The sequence below is a fragment of the Streptomyces sp. NPDC001156 genome, assembly GCF_053598275.1.
This window is the reverse complement of sequence record NZ_JBSFJX010000008.1, coordinates 58,754-73,871: the sequence shown is the minus strand read 5'-3', so window position 1 is coordinate 73,871 and position 15,118 is coordinate 58,754. Positions and strand designations below refer to the sequence as shown.

The window sequence follows — 15,118 nt, the reverse complement described above, 5'->3', positions numbered from 1 at the left end:
GCCAGGGAGGAAGACGATGAAGGCACATGACGGCATGTACATCGACGGCGACTGGCGCCCTGCCGTCGGAACCGACGCCATCGCGGTCGTCAACCCGGTCGACGAGCAGGTCATCGGGCACGTACCCGCAGGCACCGGCGAGGACGTCGACGCCGCCGTACGCGCCGCCAGGGCCGCCCTTCCCGCCTGGGCCGTCACCGCGCCCGCCGACCGCGCCGCCCGGCTCGCGGCCCTGCGGGACGTCCTCGTGGCCCGTAAGGACGAGATCGCCGAGACCGTCACGGCCGAGCTCGGCTCACCGCTGCCGTTCTCGCAGAGCGTTCATGTGGGCCTGCCCATCGCGGTCGCCGGTTCCTTCGCCGAGATCGCCGCGACGCACTCCTTCGAGGAGAAGGTCGGCAACTCCACCGTCCATCACGAGCCGGTCGGGGTCGTCGGTGCGATCACGCCCTGGAACTATCCGCTCCACCAGATCGTCGCCAAGGCCGCCCCGGCCCTGGCGGCGGGCTGCACGGTCGTCCTCAAGCCGGCCGAGGACACCCCGCTGACCGCCCAGCTGTTCGCGGAGGCGGTGCACGAGGCGGGCGTGCCGGCCGGGGTGTTCAACCTCGTCACCGGCCTCGGCCCGGTGGCCGGCCAGGCGCTCGCCGCGCACGAGGGCGTCGATCTGGTCTCCTTCACCGGATCCACGGCCGTGGGCCGGCAGATCGGCGCGACGGCGGGAGCGGCCGTCAAGAAGGTCGCCCTCGAGCTGGGCGGCAAGTCCGCGAACGTCATCCTGCCGAGCGCGGACCTCGCCAGGGCCGTCAACGTCGGCGTCGCCAACGTCATGTCCAACTCCGGGCAGACGTGCAGCGCGTGGACGCGGATGCTGGTCCACCGGGAGCAGTACGAGGAGGCGGTGGAACTCGCCGCCGCGGCCGCGGCCAAGTACGGCGACCGCATCGGCCCGCTCGTGAACGCCAAGCAGCAGGCGCGGGTGCGGGGTTACATCGACAAGGGCGTGGCCGAGGGCGCGCGTCTGGTCGCGGGCGGCACCGGGTCCCCGTACGAGCACGGCTACTTCGTACCGCCCACGGTCTTCGCCGATGTGAGCCCGGACATGGTGATCGCGCAGGAGGAGATCTTCGGCCCGGTGCTCTCTCTCCTGCGCTACGAGGACGAGGAGGACGCCCTGCGCATCGCCAACGGCACGGTCTACGGACTGGCCGGAGCCGTCTGGGCGGGCGACGACGCGGAGGCCGCCGCCTTCGCCCGCGGGCTGGATACCGGACAGGTCGACATCAACGGCGGACGCTTCAACCCCCTTGCCCCCTTCGGCGGTTACAAGCAGTCCGGGGTGGGCCGCGAGCTGGGCGCGCACGGGCTCGCGGAGTACCTCCAGACCAAGTCCCTCCAGTTCCAGGAGCGCTGAGCCAGATGGTCCGAGCCGCTGTCCTGCCCGCCGTCGGTGCCCCGCTGGAGGTCACCGAGATCGAGCTTCCGGAGCCCGGTCCCGGCCGGGTCCGCGTCCGGCTGGCCGCCGCCGGGGTCTGCCACTCCGATCTGTCCCTGTCCAACGGCACCATGCGGGTGCCGGTGCCCGCCGTGCTCGGCCACGAGGGCGCGGGGACGGTGGTCTCCGTGGGCGAGGGCGTCACCCATGTCGCGCCGGGCGACGACGTCGTCCTCAACTGGGCGCCGTCCTGCGGTGCCTGCCCTGCCTGCGCGCTGGGGGAGGTGTGGCTGTGCGCGAACGCGCTGACCGGCTCGGGGGACGTCCACGCCCGCCGCCGGGACGACGGCACGGACCTGCATCCCGGTCTGAACGTGGCCGCGTTCGCGCAGGAGACGGTGGTGGCGGCGTCCTGTGTGCTGCCGCTGCCCGGCGGGGTGCCGCTGACCGACGCGGCCCTGCTGGGCTGCGCCGTGCTCACGGGCTATGGTGCCGTGCACCACGCGGCGAAGGTCAGGCCGGGGGAGACGGTGGCGGTCTTCGGCGCCGGAGGAGTGGGCCTCGCGACCCTCCAGTCGGCACGGATCGCGGGCGCGGCACGGATCATCGCGGTGGACGTCTCCCCCGAGAAGGAGCACCTGGCACGGCAGGCGGGCGCGACCGACTTCCTGCTCGCCTCCGACACCACGCCCCGCGAGATCCGCGGTCTGACGGACAAGCAGGGCGTCGACGTCGCCGTGGAATGCGTGGGCCGCGCGGTCAGCATTCGCGCGGCCTGGGACTCCACGCGCCGCGGCGGCCGTACGACGGTCGTCGGCATCGGGGGCAAGGACGAGCAGGTCACCTTCAACGCCCTGGAGATCTTCCACTGGGGCCGCACGCTGTCGGGCTGCGTCTACGGCAACGCGAACCCGGCCGAGGACCTGCCGGTCCTGGCGGAACACGTACGGGCCGGACGCCTGGACCTGGGCGCGCTGGTGACGGAACGGATCGGGCTGGAGGACATCCCGGGCGCCTTCGAGAACATGGTGGGCGGCCGGGGAGGACGGGCACTGGTGGTCTTCTGATCCGTGCGCCCCTGGCGTGGACGCCGGGTGGTCTTTTGACTGGTGTGTGCCTGGCGGGGACCGCCGGGTGGTGTTCTGACACCGTGTGTCCTTGGCGGGGCGCCGGGTGGTGTTCTGTCGGCGTGTCCCTGGCGGGGACCCGCCGGTGTACGGGACTGTCCGGGTGCAGAGGCGAGGCCGTCGGCGATCGGCGGTCCCGGGCGGCGGACCCCCGGGCGGTCAGTCCAGCGTGGGCTCACGCCGGGGCGCGGACGGCACGACAGGCCCGCCCGGGGGCGAGACGCGCGGACGCGACCGCGAGACCCCCACGCCGGCCAGGCACAGCACGCCACCCCCGAGCGTCAGCAGGCCCGGCACCTCGCCGAGGAACAGCCAGGACATCAGAACGACCAGCGCTGGCACGGCGTACGTCGTCGCGCCCATACGGCTCGCGGTCGTACGGGCCAGGGCGTACGCCCAGGTCGTGAAGGCGAGCGCGGTCGGAAAGACGCCCAGGTAGACCATGTTGAGGGTCGCGGAGAGCGGGGCGTCGGCCGCGTCGTGGACCAGTTGCCCGGCGAACGGCAGACAGGCCACCGCTCCGACCAGGCACCCGAACGTCGTCACCTGCAGCGGGCTCGCCGCGCCCAGCGCCGGCTTCTGCGAGACGACACCGGCGGCGTACGCGATCGCCGCGAGCACACACAGCACCACCCCGAGCACCGAGGAGCCGCCCTCCCCCGACATGGAAAGGCCCACGGTCACCGCACCCGCGAAGGACACCGCCATCCCCGCCAGCAGCCGCGGCGGCATGACGTCGCCGAGCAGCCGCGCACTCAGCAGCGCGATCAGGATCGGGCCGATGTTGACGACCAGCGCCGCGGTGCCGGCGTCCACCTGCCGCTCGCCCCAGTTGAGGGTGACCATGTAGAACCCGAACCACAGCAGGCCGGATATCGCGATGCCACGCCAGGCGGCACGCGACGGCAGCCCCTCCCGTCGTACGGCGCACATGATCCCGAGCGTGAGCGCCCCGGCGAGCAGCCGCCCGAGTGCCAGGGCACCCGGTGCGTAGACGGCACCCGCGCTGCGGATCGAGACGAAGGCGGAGGCCCAGAGCACGACGCTGACCGTGGCAGCTCCGGCGGCCAGACGGGAGGGGGAGATGTTCATCATGCTCCAGAGGCTAGGAGGGCAGGGACGGCATTACTCGCGGATTTTGGACGGCACGTCGGCGTTCAGCGCAGCGCCGCGGCCTCGATCCCCAGCAGTTCCGAAAGCGCCCGCTCACCCGTCTCCGTCACCTTCACGGCCCGCTCCGAGCCGATGCGCACGCACCAGCCGGCGGCCAGGGCGTGCCGGCACAGGGCAGCGCCCGCGACACCCGCGAGATGGGGGCGGCGCTCGGTCCAGTCGAGACAGGCACGGGCCAGCGGCCGGCGGCCCCGGCGGTCGAGGCCGATCCCGGCGGCATCGAACCACCGCAGCCCCGCGTCCGTGAGCGCGAACCCCGTGTCCTGGTGGAGCAGCCCGTGCTCGGTCAGTGCGTCGGTGACGGCGATGCCCAGCCGCCCGGCGAGATGGTCGTAGCAGGTGCGGCCCCTGGCCATCGCGGAACCGGCGCTCGCCTCACCCAGCGTGCGGGGACGCAGGGCCGCGGAGTCCGGGGCGACCTGGGCCGTCAGGTCCTCGACCAGCTGGGCGATCCGGGCATCGGCGAGCCGGACGTACCTGTGCCGGCCCTGCCGCTCCTCGGCGAGCAGTCCGCCCGCGACGAGCTTGCCCAGATGCTCGCTGAGTGTGGACGGCGCGACACCTGTGTGCCGTGCCAGTTCACCCGCGGTCCACGCCCGTCCGTCGAGCAGCGCGAGCAGGCAGCCGGCCCGCGTCTCGTCGGCGATCAGCCCGGCGAGTCGGGCCAGACCCGCCGCCCCCGCTTCCTTCCGGCTCGTCATGCCTCCAGCATGGGGTACGGACACTTCGGCGCCCGCCGAAGGATGCCGGGTCGTCCTACGCGGGGCGTCCCACCTGCTCGTACTGCCGCTCCAGCCCGTCCAGCAGCGCCGTGAGCCCGGTCTCGAAGGCCCGGTCGTCGATCTTCTCCTGCTTTTCGGCGAGAAGGTGGGCCTGGCCGAGGTGGGGGTAGTCAGCCGGGTCGTACGCCGACTCGTCGTCGACGAAGCCGCCCGCGAACGAGCCGAGCGCGGAGCCCATGACGAAGTAGCGCATGAGCGCGCCGATGGACGTGGCCTGCGGGGGCGGCCAGCCCGCGTCGACCATCGCACCGTAGACGGCGTCGGCGAGACGGAGCGCGGCCGGGCGGCGGCCCGGCCCGCCGGCCAGCACGGGCACGATGTGGGGGTGGTCGCGCAGCGCCTCCCGGTAGGAGACGGCCCAGTCGTGCAGCGCGGTCCGCCAGTCCCGGCCGTCCTCGAACATCGACAGGTCGACCTGGGCGCTCACCGAGTCGGCCACCGCCTCGAGGATCTGGTCCTTGGTGCGGAAGTGGTTGTAGAGGGAGGGCCCGCTGACCCCGAGTTCGGCGGCGAGCCGGCGCGTGGAGACGGCAGGAAGGCCCTCCGCGTCCACCAGGGCCCGTGCCGCGTCGACGATGCGGTCGGTGCTGAGGAGGGGCTTGTGCGGTCGGGCCATGGCGCTCATAGTAGGGCTGCGGGCGTAAACTAGCAGTGCTAATTTAAATGTGCGGATTTCAAAGACCTTCCCGACTTCCCTGGGGTGACGCGTCGTGAACCTGGAGCTCAACGAGGAGCAGGTCGCCGTCCGGCGGCTGGCTGAGGACTTCGTGGACCGTGAGATCACCCCGCACGTCGTCGACTGGGACCGGGCCGAGGAGGTCGACCGGTCGATCGTCAAGAAGCTGGGCGAGGTCGGGTTCCTCGGGCTGACCATCGACGAGGAGTACGGCGGTTCGGGCGGCGACCACCTCGCCTACTGCCTGGTGACCGAGGAGCTGGGCCGCGGCGACTCGTCCGTGCGCGGGATCGTGTCCGTCTCGCTGGGGCTCGTCGCCAAGACCGTCGCCGCCTGGGGGAGCGAAGAGCAGAAGCGGCGGTGGCTGCCGGGGCTCACCTCCGGCGAGTACGTCGGCTGCTTCGGGCTCACCGAGCCGGGCACCGGTTCCGACGCGGGCAACCTCACCACCCGGGCCGTCCGCGACGGCGACGACTACGTGATCAACGGCACCAAGATGTTCATCACGAACGGCACCTGGGCCGATGTCGTGCTCCTGTTCGCCCGCTCCACGGACGCCCCGGGCCACAAGGGCGTCTCCGCCTTCCTGGTGCCCACGGACGCTCCGGGCTTCAGCCGCCGCACCATCCACGGCAAGCTCGGCCTGCGCGGCCAGGCCACCGCCGAGCTGGTCCTCGAGGACGTCCGCGTGCCGGCCTCGGCGATGCTGGGTGCCGAGGGCAAGGGCTTCTCCGTCGCCATGTCGGCCCTCGCGAAGGGGCGCATGTCGGTCGCGGCGGGCTGTGTCGGCATAGCCAGGGCCGCCCTGGAGGCGGCGGTCCGGTACTCCACCGAACGAGAGCAGTTCGGCAGGACCATCGCCCACCACCAACTCGTCCAGGAGCTGATCAGCGACATCGCCGTCGATGTGGACGCGGCGCGGCTGCTGACCTGGCGGGTCGCCGATCTGATCGACCGCGGCCAGCCTTTCGCCGTCGAGTCCTCCAAGGCCAAGCTCTTCGCCTCCGAGGCGGCCGTGCGCGCGGCGAACAACGCGCTCCAGGTCTTCGGGGGCTATGGCTACATCGACGAGTACCCGGCGGGCAAACTCCTGCGCGACGCCCGTGTGATGACCCTCTACGAAGGCACGAGCCAGATCCAGAAGCTGGTCATCGGGCGGGCGCTGACGGGCGTTTCGGCGTTCTGAGTAGCTGTCTGAGTATCCTGCCGGATGTGGCACCGGCCACATCCGGCCACCCTGGTCCGCATGAGTGACATACCGGTCAAGCCACTGAGCACAGCCGCCTTCTACGGCCAGGCGGTGGCGTCGTTCGCCGTCGCCATGGTCGCCACCGCCATCGGGATCTACCAGCTGCACGCCGACGCCTGGGTCCGGGCCTTCCTCGGTGTGGCGGTGCTCTATCTCGTGACCTCCGCCTTCACCCTGGCCAAGGTGGTCCGTGACCGGCAGGAGACGGCCCACAGGGTGTACAGCCCCTTCGAGAAACTCTGAGGGATGTTTCCCACGCCGTGAGCGGGCACGCTAAGCGCCCGCTCACCTTCGGCGGTATGGTGTTCGTCCTGCCAGTGGAAGGGGCGAGCGATGACTACGGCGGAGGAGACGGCCGGCGGCGAGATGGAGCCGTGGGTCGAGGTGACCCCCGACGCGGCCCGGCGGCTGCTGGTCGCCGCGGTCGAGGCCTTCGCCGAGCGCGGCTATCACGCCACCACGACGCGCGACATCGCGGGCCGCGCCGGTATGAGCCCGGCCGCGCTCTACATCCACTACAAGACCAAGGAAGAGCTGCTGCACCGCATCAGCCGGATCGGTCACGAGAAGGCGCTCGAGATCCTGCGTACGGCGGCCCGGCGTGAAGGCAGCGCCGCGGAGCGGCTCGGCGACGCCGTGAGCTCCTTCGTGCGCTGGCACGCCGGGCGGCGCACCACCGCGCGGGTCGTGCAGTACGAACTGGACGCCCTCGGACCGGACGCCCGGGCCGAGATCGTCGCCCTGCGCCGGCAGTGCGACGCCGAGGTGCGGGGGATCATCGAGGACGGGGTGGCGGCCGGCGAGTTCGACGTGCTGGACGTATGGGCCACCACCCTCGCCGTGCTTTCCCTGTGCATCGACGTGGCCCGCTGGTTCAACATCGACGGCCCCCGCACCCCCGACGAGGTCGGCGCGCTCTACGCCGACCTCGTCCTGCGGATGGTGGGTGCGGAAAAGCAGCCCCTAGGGGCTCAGAAGTAGTAGCGCGCGACCGACTCGGCCACGCACACGGGCTTGTCGCCGCCCTCGCGCTCCACGGTGAAGGCGACGGCCATCTGGACCCCGCCCTGCACGTCCTCCACGCCGCTGATCGTCGCGGTCGCGCGCAGGCGTGAGCCGACGGGGACCGGCGCGGGGAAACGGACCTTGTTGGTCCCGTAGTTGACGCCCATCTGCACGCCCTCGACCATGATCAGCTGCGGTCCGAAGAGCGGGAGCAGCGACAGCGTGAGGTAGCCGTGCGCGATGGTGGTCCCGAAGGGGCCGACGGCCGCCTTCTCCGGGTCCACATGGATCCACTGGTGGTCCCCCGTGGCGTCCGCGAACAGGTCGATCCGCTTCTGGTCGATCTCCACCCAGTCGGTGTATCCCAGTTGCTCGCCCACCGCCGCCTTCAGGTCGTCGGCGGACGTGAAGGTCCTCGGCTCTGCCATGTTCCCGGCCTTTCGCGTCACTAAGTCACCCTTGCCTAAGCAACTGCTTAGCATGGTCCCGTCCGGGTTCCCTGTCAACGGACCGGTCAGGTGACGTGGTGGGTAGGCTCTGCGGGGTGCCCCAGATCCCCGAGACCATCCACGAGCTCACCGTAGGCCAGTTGTCCGCGCGCAGCGGCGCCGCCGTCTCCGCCCTGCACTTCTACGAGTCCAAGGGTCTGATCAGCAGCCGCCGTACAGCGGGCAACCAGCGCCGCTACCAGCGCGACACACTGCGCCGGGTCGCCTTCGTACGCGCCGCCCAGCGCGTCGGCATCCCGCTGGCCACCATCCGTGAGGCGCTCGCCGAACTGCCCGAGGAGCGGACTCCGACCCGTGCGGACTGGGCCCGGCTCTCCGAGGCCTGGCGTGCCGAACTGGACGAGCGCATCCGCCAGCTGAGCCGGCTCCGTGACCATCTCACGGACTGCATCGGCTGCGGCTGCCTGTCGCTGGAGACGTGTGTGCTGTCCAATCCGGACGACATCATCGGCGTACGGCAGTCGGGGTCGCGGCTGATGGTGGAACGGGGATCCAGGCGGGCGCCACGCACTCCGGAGCAGAGGGAAGCGGCCGACAACTGCTGCTGAACGACCCCGTCCTCCCATGGGCGGGGCAGCGCTGGGACGCCAGTACTGAACCAGGCCCTCCGGACCCGGACCAGGTCACCGACGGTGCCGAACTCCACTGACAACGGGGGCGCGGCAGCACCGGCGCACCCCCGCGCCCCGAGGGCTGTCGTCACGCCGACACCAGCAGGCGCACGCGCCTGGTCGCCGTCAGCGTCTCGGGTGTCAGAACGGGAGCCGGAACGACGATGCCGCAGTCCGTGCAGACCGGGCCCGACGAGGGTTCGTGGGTCAGGCCGTACATCCAGACGAGGCGCTCGCCGGTGCACACCGGGCAGACCGAGCCCGGCTCGCGCTCCAGTGCGGAGATGATCCGGCGCAGCACCTCGGCCAGCGGCTCATGAGGGTGGACCTGCGGGTCGTCGCACCAGGCGACCCCGAAGCCGCCCCAGGTCAGCCGGTGCCAGTCGTCCACACTGCCCGGCCTGCGCAGTCCGTCGTGCTTCTCCCGCTTGCGGCGCTCGGTGAACCCGGCCTCATAGGCGAGCCAGACGGAACGGGCCTCCTCCAGTTCCTCCAGTGCGGCCACGAGCCGCACTGGGTCGGGGGAGCGGTCCTCGGGACCGAACCCGGCCCCGGAGCACAGATGGTCCCAGGTCGCCCGATGCCCGTACGGGGCGAACTTCTCAAGGCACTTGCGCAGCGAGTAGCGGCGTAGCGCCAGATCGCACCGCGGGTCGCGCACCTGTCTCGCCAGACTCCGGAAACCGGCCATCGCCCTGCACCTCCGTCACACCTGCAGCTGTACTTCGGTCACTTCGGCGACGTCCGCACGGACGCCGCCGAATAGACGTATCGACAAGCGATTCGGCTCCATCCGTTTTCCGATGACCTCCATCAGCCACGGTTCTCGGTTGTCCCTCATGCCGTCGGTCGCCGTCGAGAGCTCCACTTGACCCTTGTCATTCCGAAAAGTTGACGCATGTTCATATTCACTCCCGGCGATACCGGCGGTAACGTCCCGCCCACCAACGTCGGGAGGAGCTGCCATGCCACGGCGCACCCCACGCACCACCCTCGACAGACTGAGAACTCCTCGCAGGTTCCCCAAGTTCCTCAAGACCGCGTCGATATGCGTGCTCATCGCCGGTCTGTTGTCGCCGGTCGCCGCGGGTACGGCCGAAGCGGCCGCCTCCAACGACTACTGCGGCGGTCAGTGTTCGGACATCCTTCCACCGGGCGAGAACGGCAATGCCACCCTCGCCCAGATCCTCCTCAACCAGGCCTTCGGCACCCAGCCGAGCCACGCCGAGGACCAACTCGGCCCGTACGCCAACCTGGCCACCGGCTACTCCACGCTCACGGACGCGAAGATCAACAACTTTTTCAACGACGCGTCGTTCGGCGTCCCGTCCGATCAGGTCGCCTCCTCCGAGAAGCCCGCGGGCCGCGGTGACGTGACGATCGTCCGCGACAAGAAGTCCGGTGTGCCGCACATCACCGGCACCACTCGCTACGGCACCGAGTTCGGCGCGGGATACGCGGCGGCCGAGGACCGGTTGTGGCTGATGGACGTCTTCCGCCACGTCGGACGCGGCCAGCTGACCTCCTTCGCCGGCGGCGCGGCCGCCAACCAGGGCCTTGAGCAGGAGTTCTGGCGCAATGCACCGTACACCGAGGCCGATCTCCAGGCCCAGATCGACCGCGCGGTGGCCGGCGCCGGCGACCGCGGCAAGCAGGCCCTCGACGACGTCAACGCCTACCTTGCCGGAGTCAACGCCTACATCGACGCCTCCGACAGCGGCCGTTATTTCCCCGGCGAGTACGTCCTGACCGGCCACAAGGACGCCATCACCAACGCCGGCACCATCGAGCACTTCAAGGTCACCGACATGGTCGCGCTGGCCTCGGTCATCGGCGCGCTGTTCGGCTCCGGCGGCGGCGGCGAGGTCAACAACGCCATCTCGCTGCTCGCCGCCCAGTCCAAGTACGGCGTGGAGCAGGGCACCGCGGTCTGGGAGTCCTTCCGCGAACGCAATGACCCCGAGGCCGTCCTCACCGTCCACAACGGCGAGAGCTTCCCGTACGCCTCGAAGCCCGACAGCCCGCAGGGCGCGGCACTGCCCGACGCCGGTTCGGTCACCCAGGAGCCGCTCGTCTACGACCGCACCGGCAGCGCGGCAGGCGCGAGCGCCGCCCGTGCCTCCAAGACCGCCGCCACCACCGCTCTGACCTCCGCAAAGCGGGGCATGTCCAACGCCCTCGTGGTGAGCGGCAAGTACACGGCGAGCGGTCACCCGGTCGCCGTCTTCGGACCGCAGACCGGCTACTTCGCGCCCCAACTGCTCATGCTCCAGGAGATCCAGGGCCCGGGCATCAGCGCCCGCGGTGCCTCGTTCGCGGGCCTGGGCATGTACGTCGAACTGGGCCGCGGGCAGGACTACTCGTGGAGTGCCACGACCTCCGGCCAGGACATCATCGACACCTACGCGGTCGAGCTGTGCCAGGACGACTACCACTACCTGTACCACGGCACCTGCACCGCCATGGACAAGATCGAGCAGAAGAACGCCTGGTCCCCGACCGTCGCCGACGGAACCGCGGTCGGGTCCTACACGATGCGGGTCTGGCGGACGAAGTACGGTCCGGTCGAGTACCGCGCCACCGTCGGCGGAAAGAAGGTCGCCTACACCACCCTGCGCTCGTCCTTCCAGCACGAGGCCGACTCGATCATCGGGTTCCAGATGCTGAACGACCCCGGCTACGTCAAGGGCCCGCAGGACTTCCAGAGTGCCGTGCAGCACATCAACTACACGTTCAACTGGTTCTACGCCGACTCCCAGCACACCGCGTACTTCAACAGCGGCGACAACCCGGTGCGCGCGAGCGGTGTCGACGCCGAGTTCCCGGTGTGGGCCCAGACCGCCTACGAGTGGCGGAACTGGGACCCGGCGACGAACACGGCGGACTACACACCGCCGTCCCAGCACCCCAACTCCATCGACCAGGACTACTACATCTCCTGGAACAACAAGCAGGCCAAGGACTACACGGCCGCTCCCTGGGGCGAGGGCCCGGTCCACCGCGGCAATCTGCTGGAGGACCGGGTGAAGAAGCTGGTGGCGGCCGGCGGGGTGACCCGCGCCTCGCTGACGAAGGCGATGGCGGACGCGGCGCTCGCCGATCTGCGGGCCGAGGACGTGCTGCCGAAGCTGCTGGCGGTCGTCAACAGCTCGACCGTCACGGACCCGGCGGCCGCGGCGGCGGTGAGCAAGCTGTCCGCGTGGGTGTCGGCGGGCGCACGGCGCACGGAGACCTCGGCGGGCTCGAAGACGTACGCCGACGCCGATGCCATCCGCATCCTGGACGCCTGGTGGCCGTTGCTGGTGAAGGCCGAGTTCGAGCCGGGGCTCGGGAACGACCTGTACGCGGCCATCACCGCCAACCTGCCGGTCGACGAGTCCCCCTCGGCGGCGCACGGCCCGACCGGATCGCATGCCGGGAGCTCCTTCCAGTACGGTTGGTGGAGTTATGTCGACAAGGACATCCGGGCGGTGCTGGGCCGGCCGGTGCAGGGCCCACTGACGCAGAAGTACTGCGGCGGCGGCAGCCTCAGCGCCTGCCGTGACGCCCTGATCAGCACCCTCAAGCAGGCCGCCGGCATGACCGCGTCCCAGGTGTACCCGGGCGACGACCAGTGCTCGGCGGGCGACCAGTGGTGCGCCGACTCGATCGCTCAGCGCGCCCTCGGCGGTATCAAGCACGGCAGGATCAGCTGGCAGAACCGGCCGACGTTCCAGCAGGTGGTGGAGTACACGTCGCACCGGTAGGCCGTCCCGGGCGGCGGGCCGGGTCAGCTCACCCGGCCCGCCGCCAGGACCACCTGGGCCAGTTCCCGGTGGACGATGTCGCTGTGCGCGCCCGACGGCGGGCCGCCGCGGCAGACCACCGAGGACGCGTCGACGTTCACGCAGCCCGACGTCGGCAGGCTTCTCGTCAGCGCGTCGGCGAGCGTGAAGTTCCGCGTCCCGTCGACCGCTTGCACCCCGTCGTGGCCCATCGCCCCCCACTGGGGCCCGAGGAGGCGGCCGATGTCGAAGCCCTCCGCCGGGCCGGGGAACTCGCCGGCCGCCGACCGGTCGTCGCCCGCCATCCGCGACGCCATCGGATACAGCGTGCCGAGCGCCGAGTCGAAGCGGGAGTAGCAGCACACCAGCGGACCGTCGATGCGGTTGTGCCGCCCGTTCAGCGCGCCGCTCGCATGCGGGTCCTCGGGGAGCCGGGCGGCGAAACAGTAGTGCGAGAAGGCGCCTTGGAGCAGCGTCACCGACTTCACCGACCACACGCCGTCGGGCAGCCCGCGCAGCGCGAACGACACCAGCCGCCCGCCGAAGCTGTGCCCGACGAGATGGACGCGCACGTTCGGCGCCGTCCGGGCCAGTTGCCCGATCAGCGGTCCGAGGCCGTGCTCCCCGACCGTGCCCGCGCGTCGTTTCATCGCGTAGTACGTCGCCTGACGCAGCAATTCGTGCGCCCCGTCCCACACACCCTTCGGCGTGAAGGCGAACCCCGCGGCCCCCGAAGCCTCTCCGTCGCCCGACTCCACCCGCTCCAGCGCCCGCGCGAACTCATGGCACACCCGTGCCGTGTCGCCCAGCAGCATCAGCGGATCGCCCCCGGCCACCTGCTCCGACAGTGTGTCCGCGGCGCACCCGGCCTGCGGCCCTCCGGCTCGCACCTCCACCAACAGTCGTACCAGACGCCCGAACTCCTCCAGTGAGGCGTCGTCGTCCGGGTGCTGTTCCAGCAGCCGGGCGATCTGCTCCACCACGGTGGCGCGGCCGGGGAACATCTCCAGGAGGGCATGGCGGCTGCCCTTGTCCAGCTGCGGACGCGGGGGAGTGGGGGCAGCGGCCACCGCCGTCGGCGGGAAGTCCGGGATCGGTTCGTCCGTGAACATCATCGACGGCCAGATCACACCCACGTACCCGAGGCGCGCCCCCGGTGCCAGGGACGGCACGGGCGCGAAGAACCGGCCGTAGAGCCGTCTCGCGCCGGAGCGCTCGTTGTTCCAGCCGTGCGCGAAGACCAGCAGGTCCCGCACCCCTTGCCGGCTCACCTCCGCGAGCAGCCGGTCCCTCTCCGGCCCGTCCACGTCGCCGTCCGCGTCGAAGGTCAGCTCCCAGTAGGGACTCACGCTCATTGCCGGTACCGCCATGACGGACTCCCTTGTCCCGAGGCCCAGTGCGCTGTGGGCGCATCGTCCTGCCGCCGGGGAGGGTTGGCCATACGTCACGACTCATCCGTACAGGAGATATTCCCTGCGGACACGCCGAAAAGCAGCCAGCTCGTCCTGCCAGGCGGCCACGACCTGGTCGGCCGTCGCTCCCGCGTCGATCATCGTGCGGACCCGCGTGGATCCCGTGAGCTTGTCGATCCAGTCGTCGGACCGCCAGGCGAATCCGCTCCAGACCTTCTTCGCGGTGACGAGCAGCGCGATCCCGGTGCGGACGGGGTCGTACGCGGCCCGGTCGTGCACATGGATCTGCACACCGCCCACGGTCTTGCCCTGGAACTTCGAGAAGGTGGGCGCGAAGTACGCCTCGCGGAAGTGCACGCCGGGCAGGCCCAGTCGCTCCGCTTCGGCCGCCCACCGCCCGTCGATCCCTTCGGCGCCGAGGAGTTCGAAGGGGCGGGTGGTGCCGCGCCCCTCCGACAGGTTCGTGCCCTCGAAGAGACAGGTCCCCGAGTAGACGAGCGCGGTGTCGGGGGTCGGCATGTTCGGGCTCGGCAGTACCCAGGGCAGGCCGGAGGCGTCGAAGAAGTCGGACCGCTTCCAGCCGGTCATCAGGACGGTCTCCAGCGCGACCGGCTTGGCGAGGAACTCCCCGTTGAACAGCCGCGCCAGCTCGGCCACCGTCATCCCGTGCGCCTGGGAGATCGGCTGCCGTCCCACGAAGGACGCGAACTCCTGGTGCAGCACAGGTCCTTGGGCGGACCGCCCGGTCACGGGGTTCGGCCGGTCCAGGACCACGAACCGCTTGCCCGCGAGCTGTGCCGCCTCCATGCAGTCGTACATCGTCCATATGTAGGTGTAGAAGCGGGCCCCGACGTCCTGGATGTCGAAGACGACCGTGTCGACGCCGGACGCCGTGAAGACGTCCGCCAGCGGCTGACCGCTCTTGAGGTACGTGTCGTAGACGGGCAGGCCGGTCGCCGGGTCGTCGTAGCGGCCCTCCGAGCCGCCCGCCTGAGCGGTGCCCCGGAAGCCGTGCTCGGGGCCGAAGACGGCGACCAGGTTCACCCGGGGGTCGGCGTGCATCACGTCGACGATGTGCCGTACGTCCCTGGTGACCCCCGTCGGATTGGTCACGATGCCGACGCGTTGCCCGGCCAGTGGCGCGTAGCCGTCGGCCGCGAGCCGTTCGAAGCCGGTGCGCAGCCGCCGGCCGCCCGCGGCGGCGGAGGCCACGGGTGCTGGGAGCGACACGGCCGCCGTGGCCGCAGCCAGCAGCCCTCGTCTGGACAGCCTCATGGGGTGACCTCCGTGATCGACGGAACTGTCATGGCCACGCACGCTAGTGCGGCCCCCGGCGCTGTGGAAGGAACCATACGTTCCCGGCGCACGACCCGGC

Annotated in this window: 15 protein-coding genes; 7 read left to right on the top strand and 8 right to left on the bottom strand. The window is 70.9% G+C overall.

What is annotated here, in order from left to right; translation table 11 throughout:
* Positions 1-16 precede the first annotated feature (16 nt).
* Positions 17-1,414, top strand: a complete 1,398-nt coding sequence (locus ACWDA7_RS06885) for an aldehyde dehydrogenase family protein (protein ID WP_450603128.1) — start codon at positions 17-19, stop codon at positions 1,412-1,414.
* 5 nt (positions 1,415-1,419) lie between these two features.
* Positions 1,420-2,502, top strand: coding sequence for a Zn-dependent alcohol dehydrogenase (locus tag ACWDA7_RS06880; protein ID WP_450603127.1), 1,083 nt, complete (start codon positions 1,420-1,422; stop codon positions 2,500-2,502).
* Positions 2,503-2,721: 219 nt separating this feature from the next.
* Here the strand turns inward: ACWDA7_RS06880 and ACWDA7_RS06875 are convergent, their stop codons facing one another.
* The 3 genes from ACWDA7_RS06875 to ACWDA7_RS06865 all read right to left on the bottom strand — a co-directional run bounded on the left by ACWDA7_RS06875 (position 2,722) and on the right by ACWDA7_RS06865 (position 5,133).
* Complete coding sequence (locus ACWDA7_RS06875) at positions 2,722-3,654, bottom strand: DMT family transporter (RefSeq protein WP_450603181.1); 933 nt, start codon at positions 3,652-3,654, stop codon at positions 2,722-2,724.
* Between the two features lie 65 nt (positions 3,655-3,719).
* Positions 3,720-4,436: an ArsR/SmtB family transcription factor gene (locus ACWDA7_RS06870; RefSeq protein ID WP_450603126.1), complete on the bottom strand. Its 717-nt coding sequence runs from the start codon at positions 4,434-4,436 to the stop codon at positions 3,720-3,722.
* A 55-nt stretch (positions 4,437-4,491) separates the two neighbouring features.
* Positions 4,492-5,133 (bottom strand): TetR/AcrR family transcriptional regulator, encoded by a 642-nt coding sequence (locus ACWDA7_RS06865; RefSeq protein WP_450603125.1) that lies wholly within the window; start codon positions 5,131-5,133, stop codon positions 4,492-4,494.
* A gap of 94 nt (positions 5,134-5,227) precedes the next feature.
* On the opposite strand from ACWDA7_RS06865, the gene ACWDA7_RS06860 reads away from it, so the two are divergent.
* The 3 genes from ACWDA7_RS06860 to ACWDA7_RS06850 all read left to right on the top strand — a co-directional run bounded on the left by ACWDA7_RS06860 (position 5,228) and on the right by ACWDA7_RS06850 (position 7,423).
* Entirely contained in the window at positions 5,228-6,379 is a 1,152-nt protein-coding gene (locus ACWDA7_RS06860) for an acyl-CoA dehydrogenase family protein (protein ID WP_450603123.1), read from the top strand.
* A 60-nt stretch (positions 6,380-6,439) separates the two neighbouring features.
* Positions 6,440-6,685 carry a YiaA/YiaB family inner membrane protein gene (locus ACWDA7_RS06855; RefSeq protein ID WP_450603122.1) on the top strand — a complete coding sequence of 82 codons (246 nt, stop codon included), beginning with the start codon at positions 6,440-6,442 and terminating at the stop codon, positions 6,683-6,685.
* A gap of 90 nt (positions 6,686-6,775) precedes the next feature.
* On the top strand, positions 6,776-7,423 hold the full coding sequence (locus ACWDA7_RS06850; RefSeq protein WP_450603121.1) for a TetR/AcrR family transcriptional regulator: 648 nt from the start codon (positions 6,776-6,778) through the stop codon (positions 7,421-7,423).
* On the opposite strand, the gene ACWDA7_RS06845 is transcribed toward ACWDA7_RS06850, so the two are convergent.
* Positions 7,414-7,875 (bottom strand): MaoC family dehydratase, encoded by a 462-nt coding sequence (locus ACWDA7_RS06845; RefSeq protein WP_450603120.1) that lies wholly within the window; start codon positions 7,873-7,875, stop codon positions 7,414-7,416. The two genes, ACWDA7_RS06850 and ACWDA7_RS06845, sit on opposite strands and share 10 nt — an antisense overlap.
* Before the next feature lie 116 nt (positions 7,876-7,991).
* Here ACWDA7_RS06845 and soxR point away from each other — a divergent pair, with 116 nt between their 5' ends.
* Complete coding sequence (gene soxR / locus ACWDA7_RS06840; protein WP_450603119.1) at positions 7,992-8,504, top strand: redox-sensitive transcriptional activator SoxR; 513 nt, start codon at positions 7,992-7,994, stop codon at positions 8,502-8,504.
* A gap of 151 nt (positions 8,505-8,655) precedes the next feature.
* Here soxR and ACWDA7_RS06835 read toward each other — a convergent pair whose 3' ends face one another.
* Together ACWDA7_RS06835 and ACWDA7_RS06830 are read right to left on the bottom strand one after the other, a co-directional pair.
* The gene (locus ACWDA7_RS06835) at positions 8,656-9,258 is read right to left on the bottom strand and encodes a hypothetical protein (protein WP_450603118.1); all 603 of its coding nucleotides are present in this window, start codon (positions 9,256-9,258) and stop codon (positions 8,656-8,658) included.
* 15 nt (positions 9,259-9,273) lie between these two features.
* A complete protein-coding gene (locus tag ACWDA7_RS06830) occupies positions 9,274-9,534 on the bottom strand; it encodes a hypothetical protein (RefSeq protein ID WP_450603117.1) in 261 nt (86 codons plus the stop codon).
* Between ACWDA7_RS06830 and ACWDA7_RS06825 the strand changes: the two genes are divergently transcribed.
* A complete protein-coding gene (locus tag ACWDA7_RS06825) occupies positions 9,533-12,313 on the top strand; it encodes a penicillin acylase family protein (RefSeq protein WP_450603116.1) in 2,781 nt (926 codons plus the stop codon). The genes ACWDA7_RS06830 and ACWDA7_RS06825 overlap by 2 nt on opposite strands.
* Positions 12,314-12,336: 23 nt before the next feature.
* Here ACWDA7_RS06825 and ACWDA7_RS06820 read toward each other — a convergent pair whose 3' ends face one another.
* Positions 12,337-13,701, bottom strand: a complete 1,365-nt coding sequence (locus ACWDA7_RS06820) for a serine-threonine protein kinase (RefSeq protein ID WP_450603115.1) — start codon at positions 13,699-13,701, stop codon at positions 12,337-12,339.
* Positions 13,702-13,782: 81 nt separating this feature from the next.
* Positions 13,783-15,018, bottom strand: coding sequence for an exo-beta-N-acetylmuramidase NamZ family protein (locus ACWDA7_RS06815; RefSeq protein WP_450603113.1), 1,236 nt, complete (start codon positions 15,016-15,018; stop codon positions 13,783-13,785).
* Positions 15,019-15,118: the final 100 nt, after the last annotated feature.

Coding starts and splice junctions, on each gene's coding strand:
- ACWDA7_RS06850 (WP_450603121.1), top strand. CDS start 6,776: ATGACTACGGCGGAGGAGACGGCCGGCGGCGAGATGGAGCCGTGGGTC.
- ACWDA7_RS06875 (WP_450603181.1), bottom strand. CDS start 3,654: ATGAACATCTCCCCCTCCCGTCTGGCCGCCGGAGCTGCCACGGTCAGC.
- ACWDA7_RS06815 (WP_450603113.1), bottom strand. CDS start 15,018: ATGAGGCTGTCCAGACGAGGGCTGCTGGCTGCGGCCACGGCGGCCGTG.
- ACWDA7_RS06845 (WP_450603120.1), bottom strand. CDS start 7,875: ATGGCAGAGCCGAGGACCTTCACGTCCGCCGACGACCTGAAGGCGGCG.
- ACWDA7_RS06835 (WP_450603118.1), bottom strand. CDS start 9,258: ATGGCCGGTTTCCGGAGTCTGGCGAGACAGGTGCGCGACCCGCGGTGC.
- ACWDA7_RS06880 (WP_450603127.1), top strand. CDS start 1,420: ATGGTCCGAGCCGCTGTCCTGCCCGCCGTCGGTGCCCCGCTGGAGGTC.
- ACWDA7_RS06855 (WP_450603122.1), top strand. CDS start 6,440: ATGAGTGACATACCGGTCAAGCCACTGAGCACAGCCGCCTTCTACGGC.
- ACWDA7_RS06825 (WP_450603116.1), top strand. CDS start 9,533: ATGCCACGGCGCACCCCACGCACCACCCTCGACAGACTGAGAACTCCT.
- ACWDA7_RS06870 (WP_450603126.1), bottom strand. CDS start 4,436: ATGACGAGCCGGAAGGAAGCGGGGGCGGCGGGTCTGGCCCGACTCGCC.
- ACWDA7_RS06885 (WP_450603128.1), top strand. CDS start 17: ATGAAGGCACATGACGGCATGTACATCGACGGCGACTGGCGCCCTGCC.
- ACWDA7_RS06830 (WP_450603117.1), bottom strand. CDS start 9,534: ATGGCAGCTCCTCCCGACGTTGGTGGGCGGGACGTTACCGCCGGTATC.
- ACWDA7_RS06865 (WP_450603125.1), bottom strand. CDS start 5,133: ATGGCCCGACCGCACAAGCCCCTCCTCAGCACCGACCGCATCGTCGAC.
- ACWDA7_RS06820 (WP_450603115.1), bottom strand. CDS start 13,701: ATGGCGGTACCGGCAATGAGCGTGAGTCCCTACTGGGAGCTGACCTTC.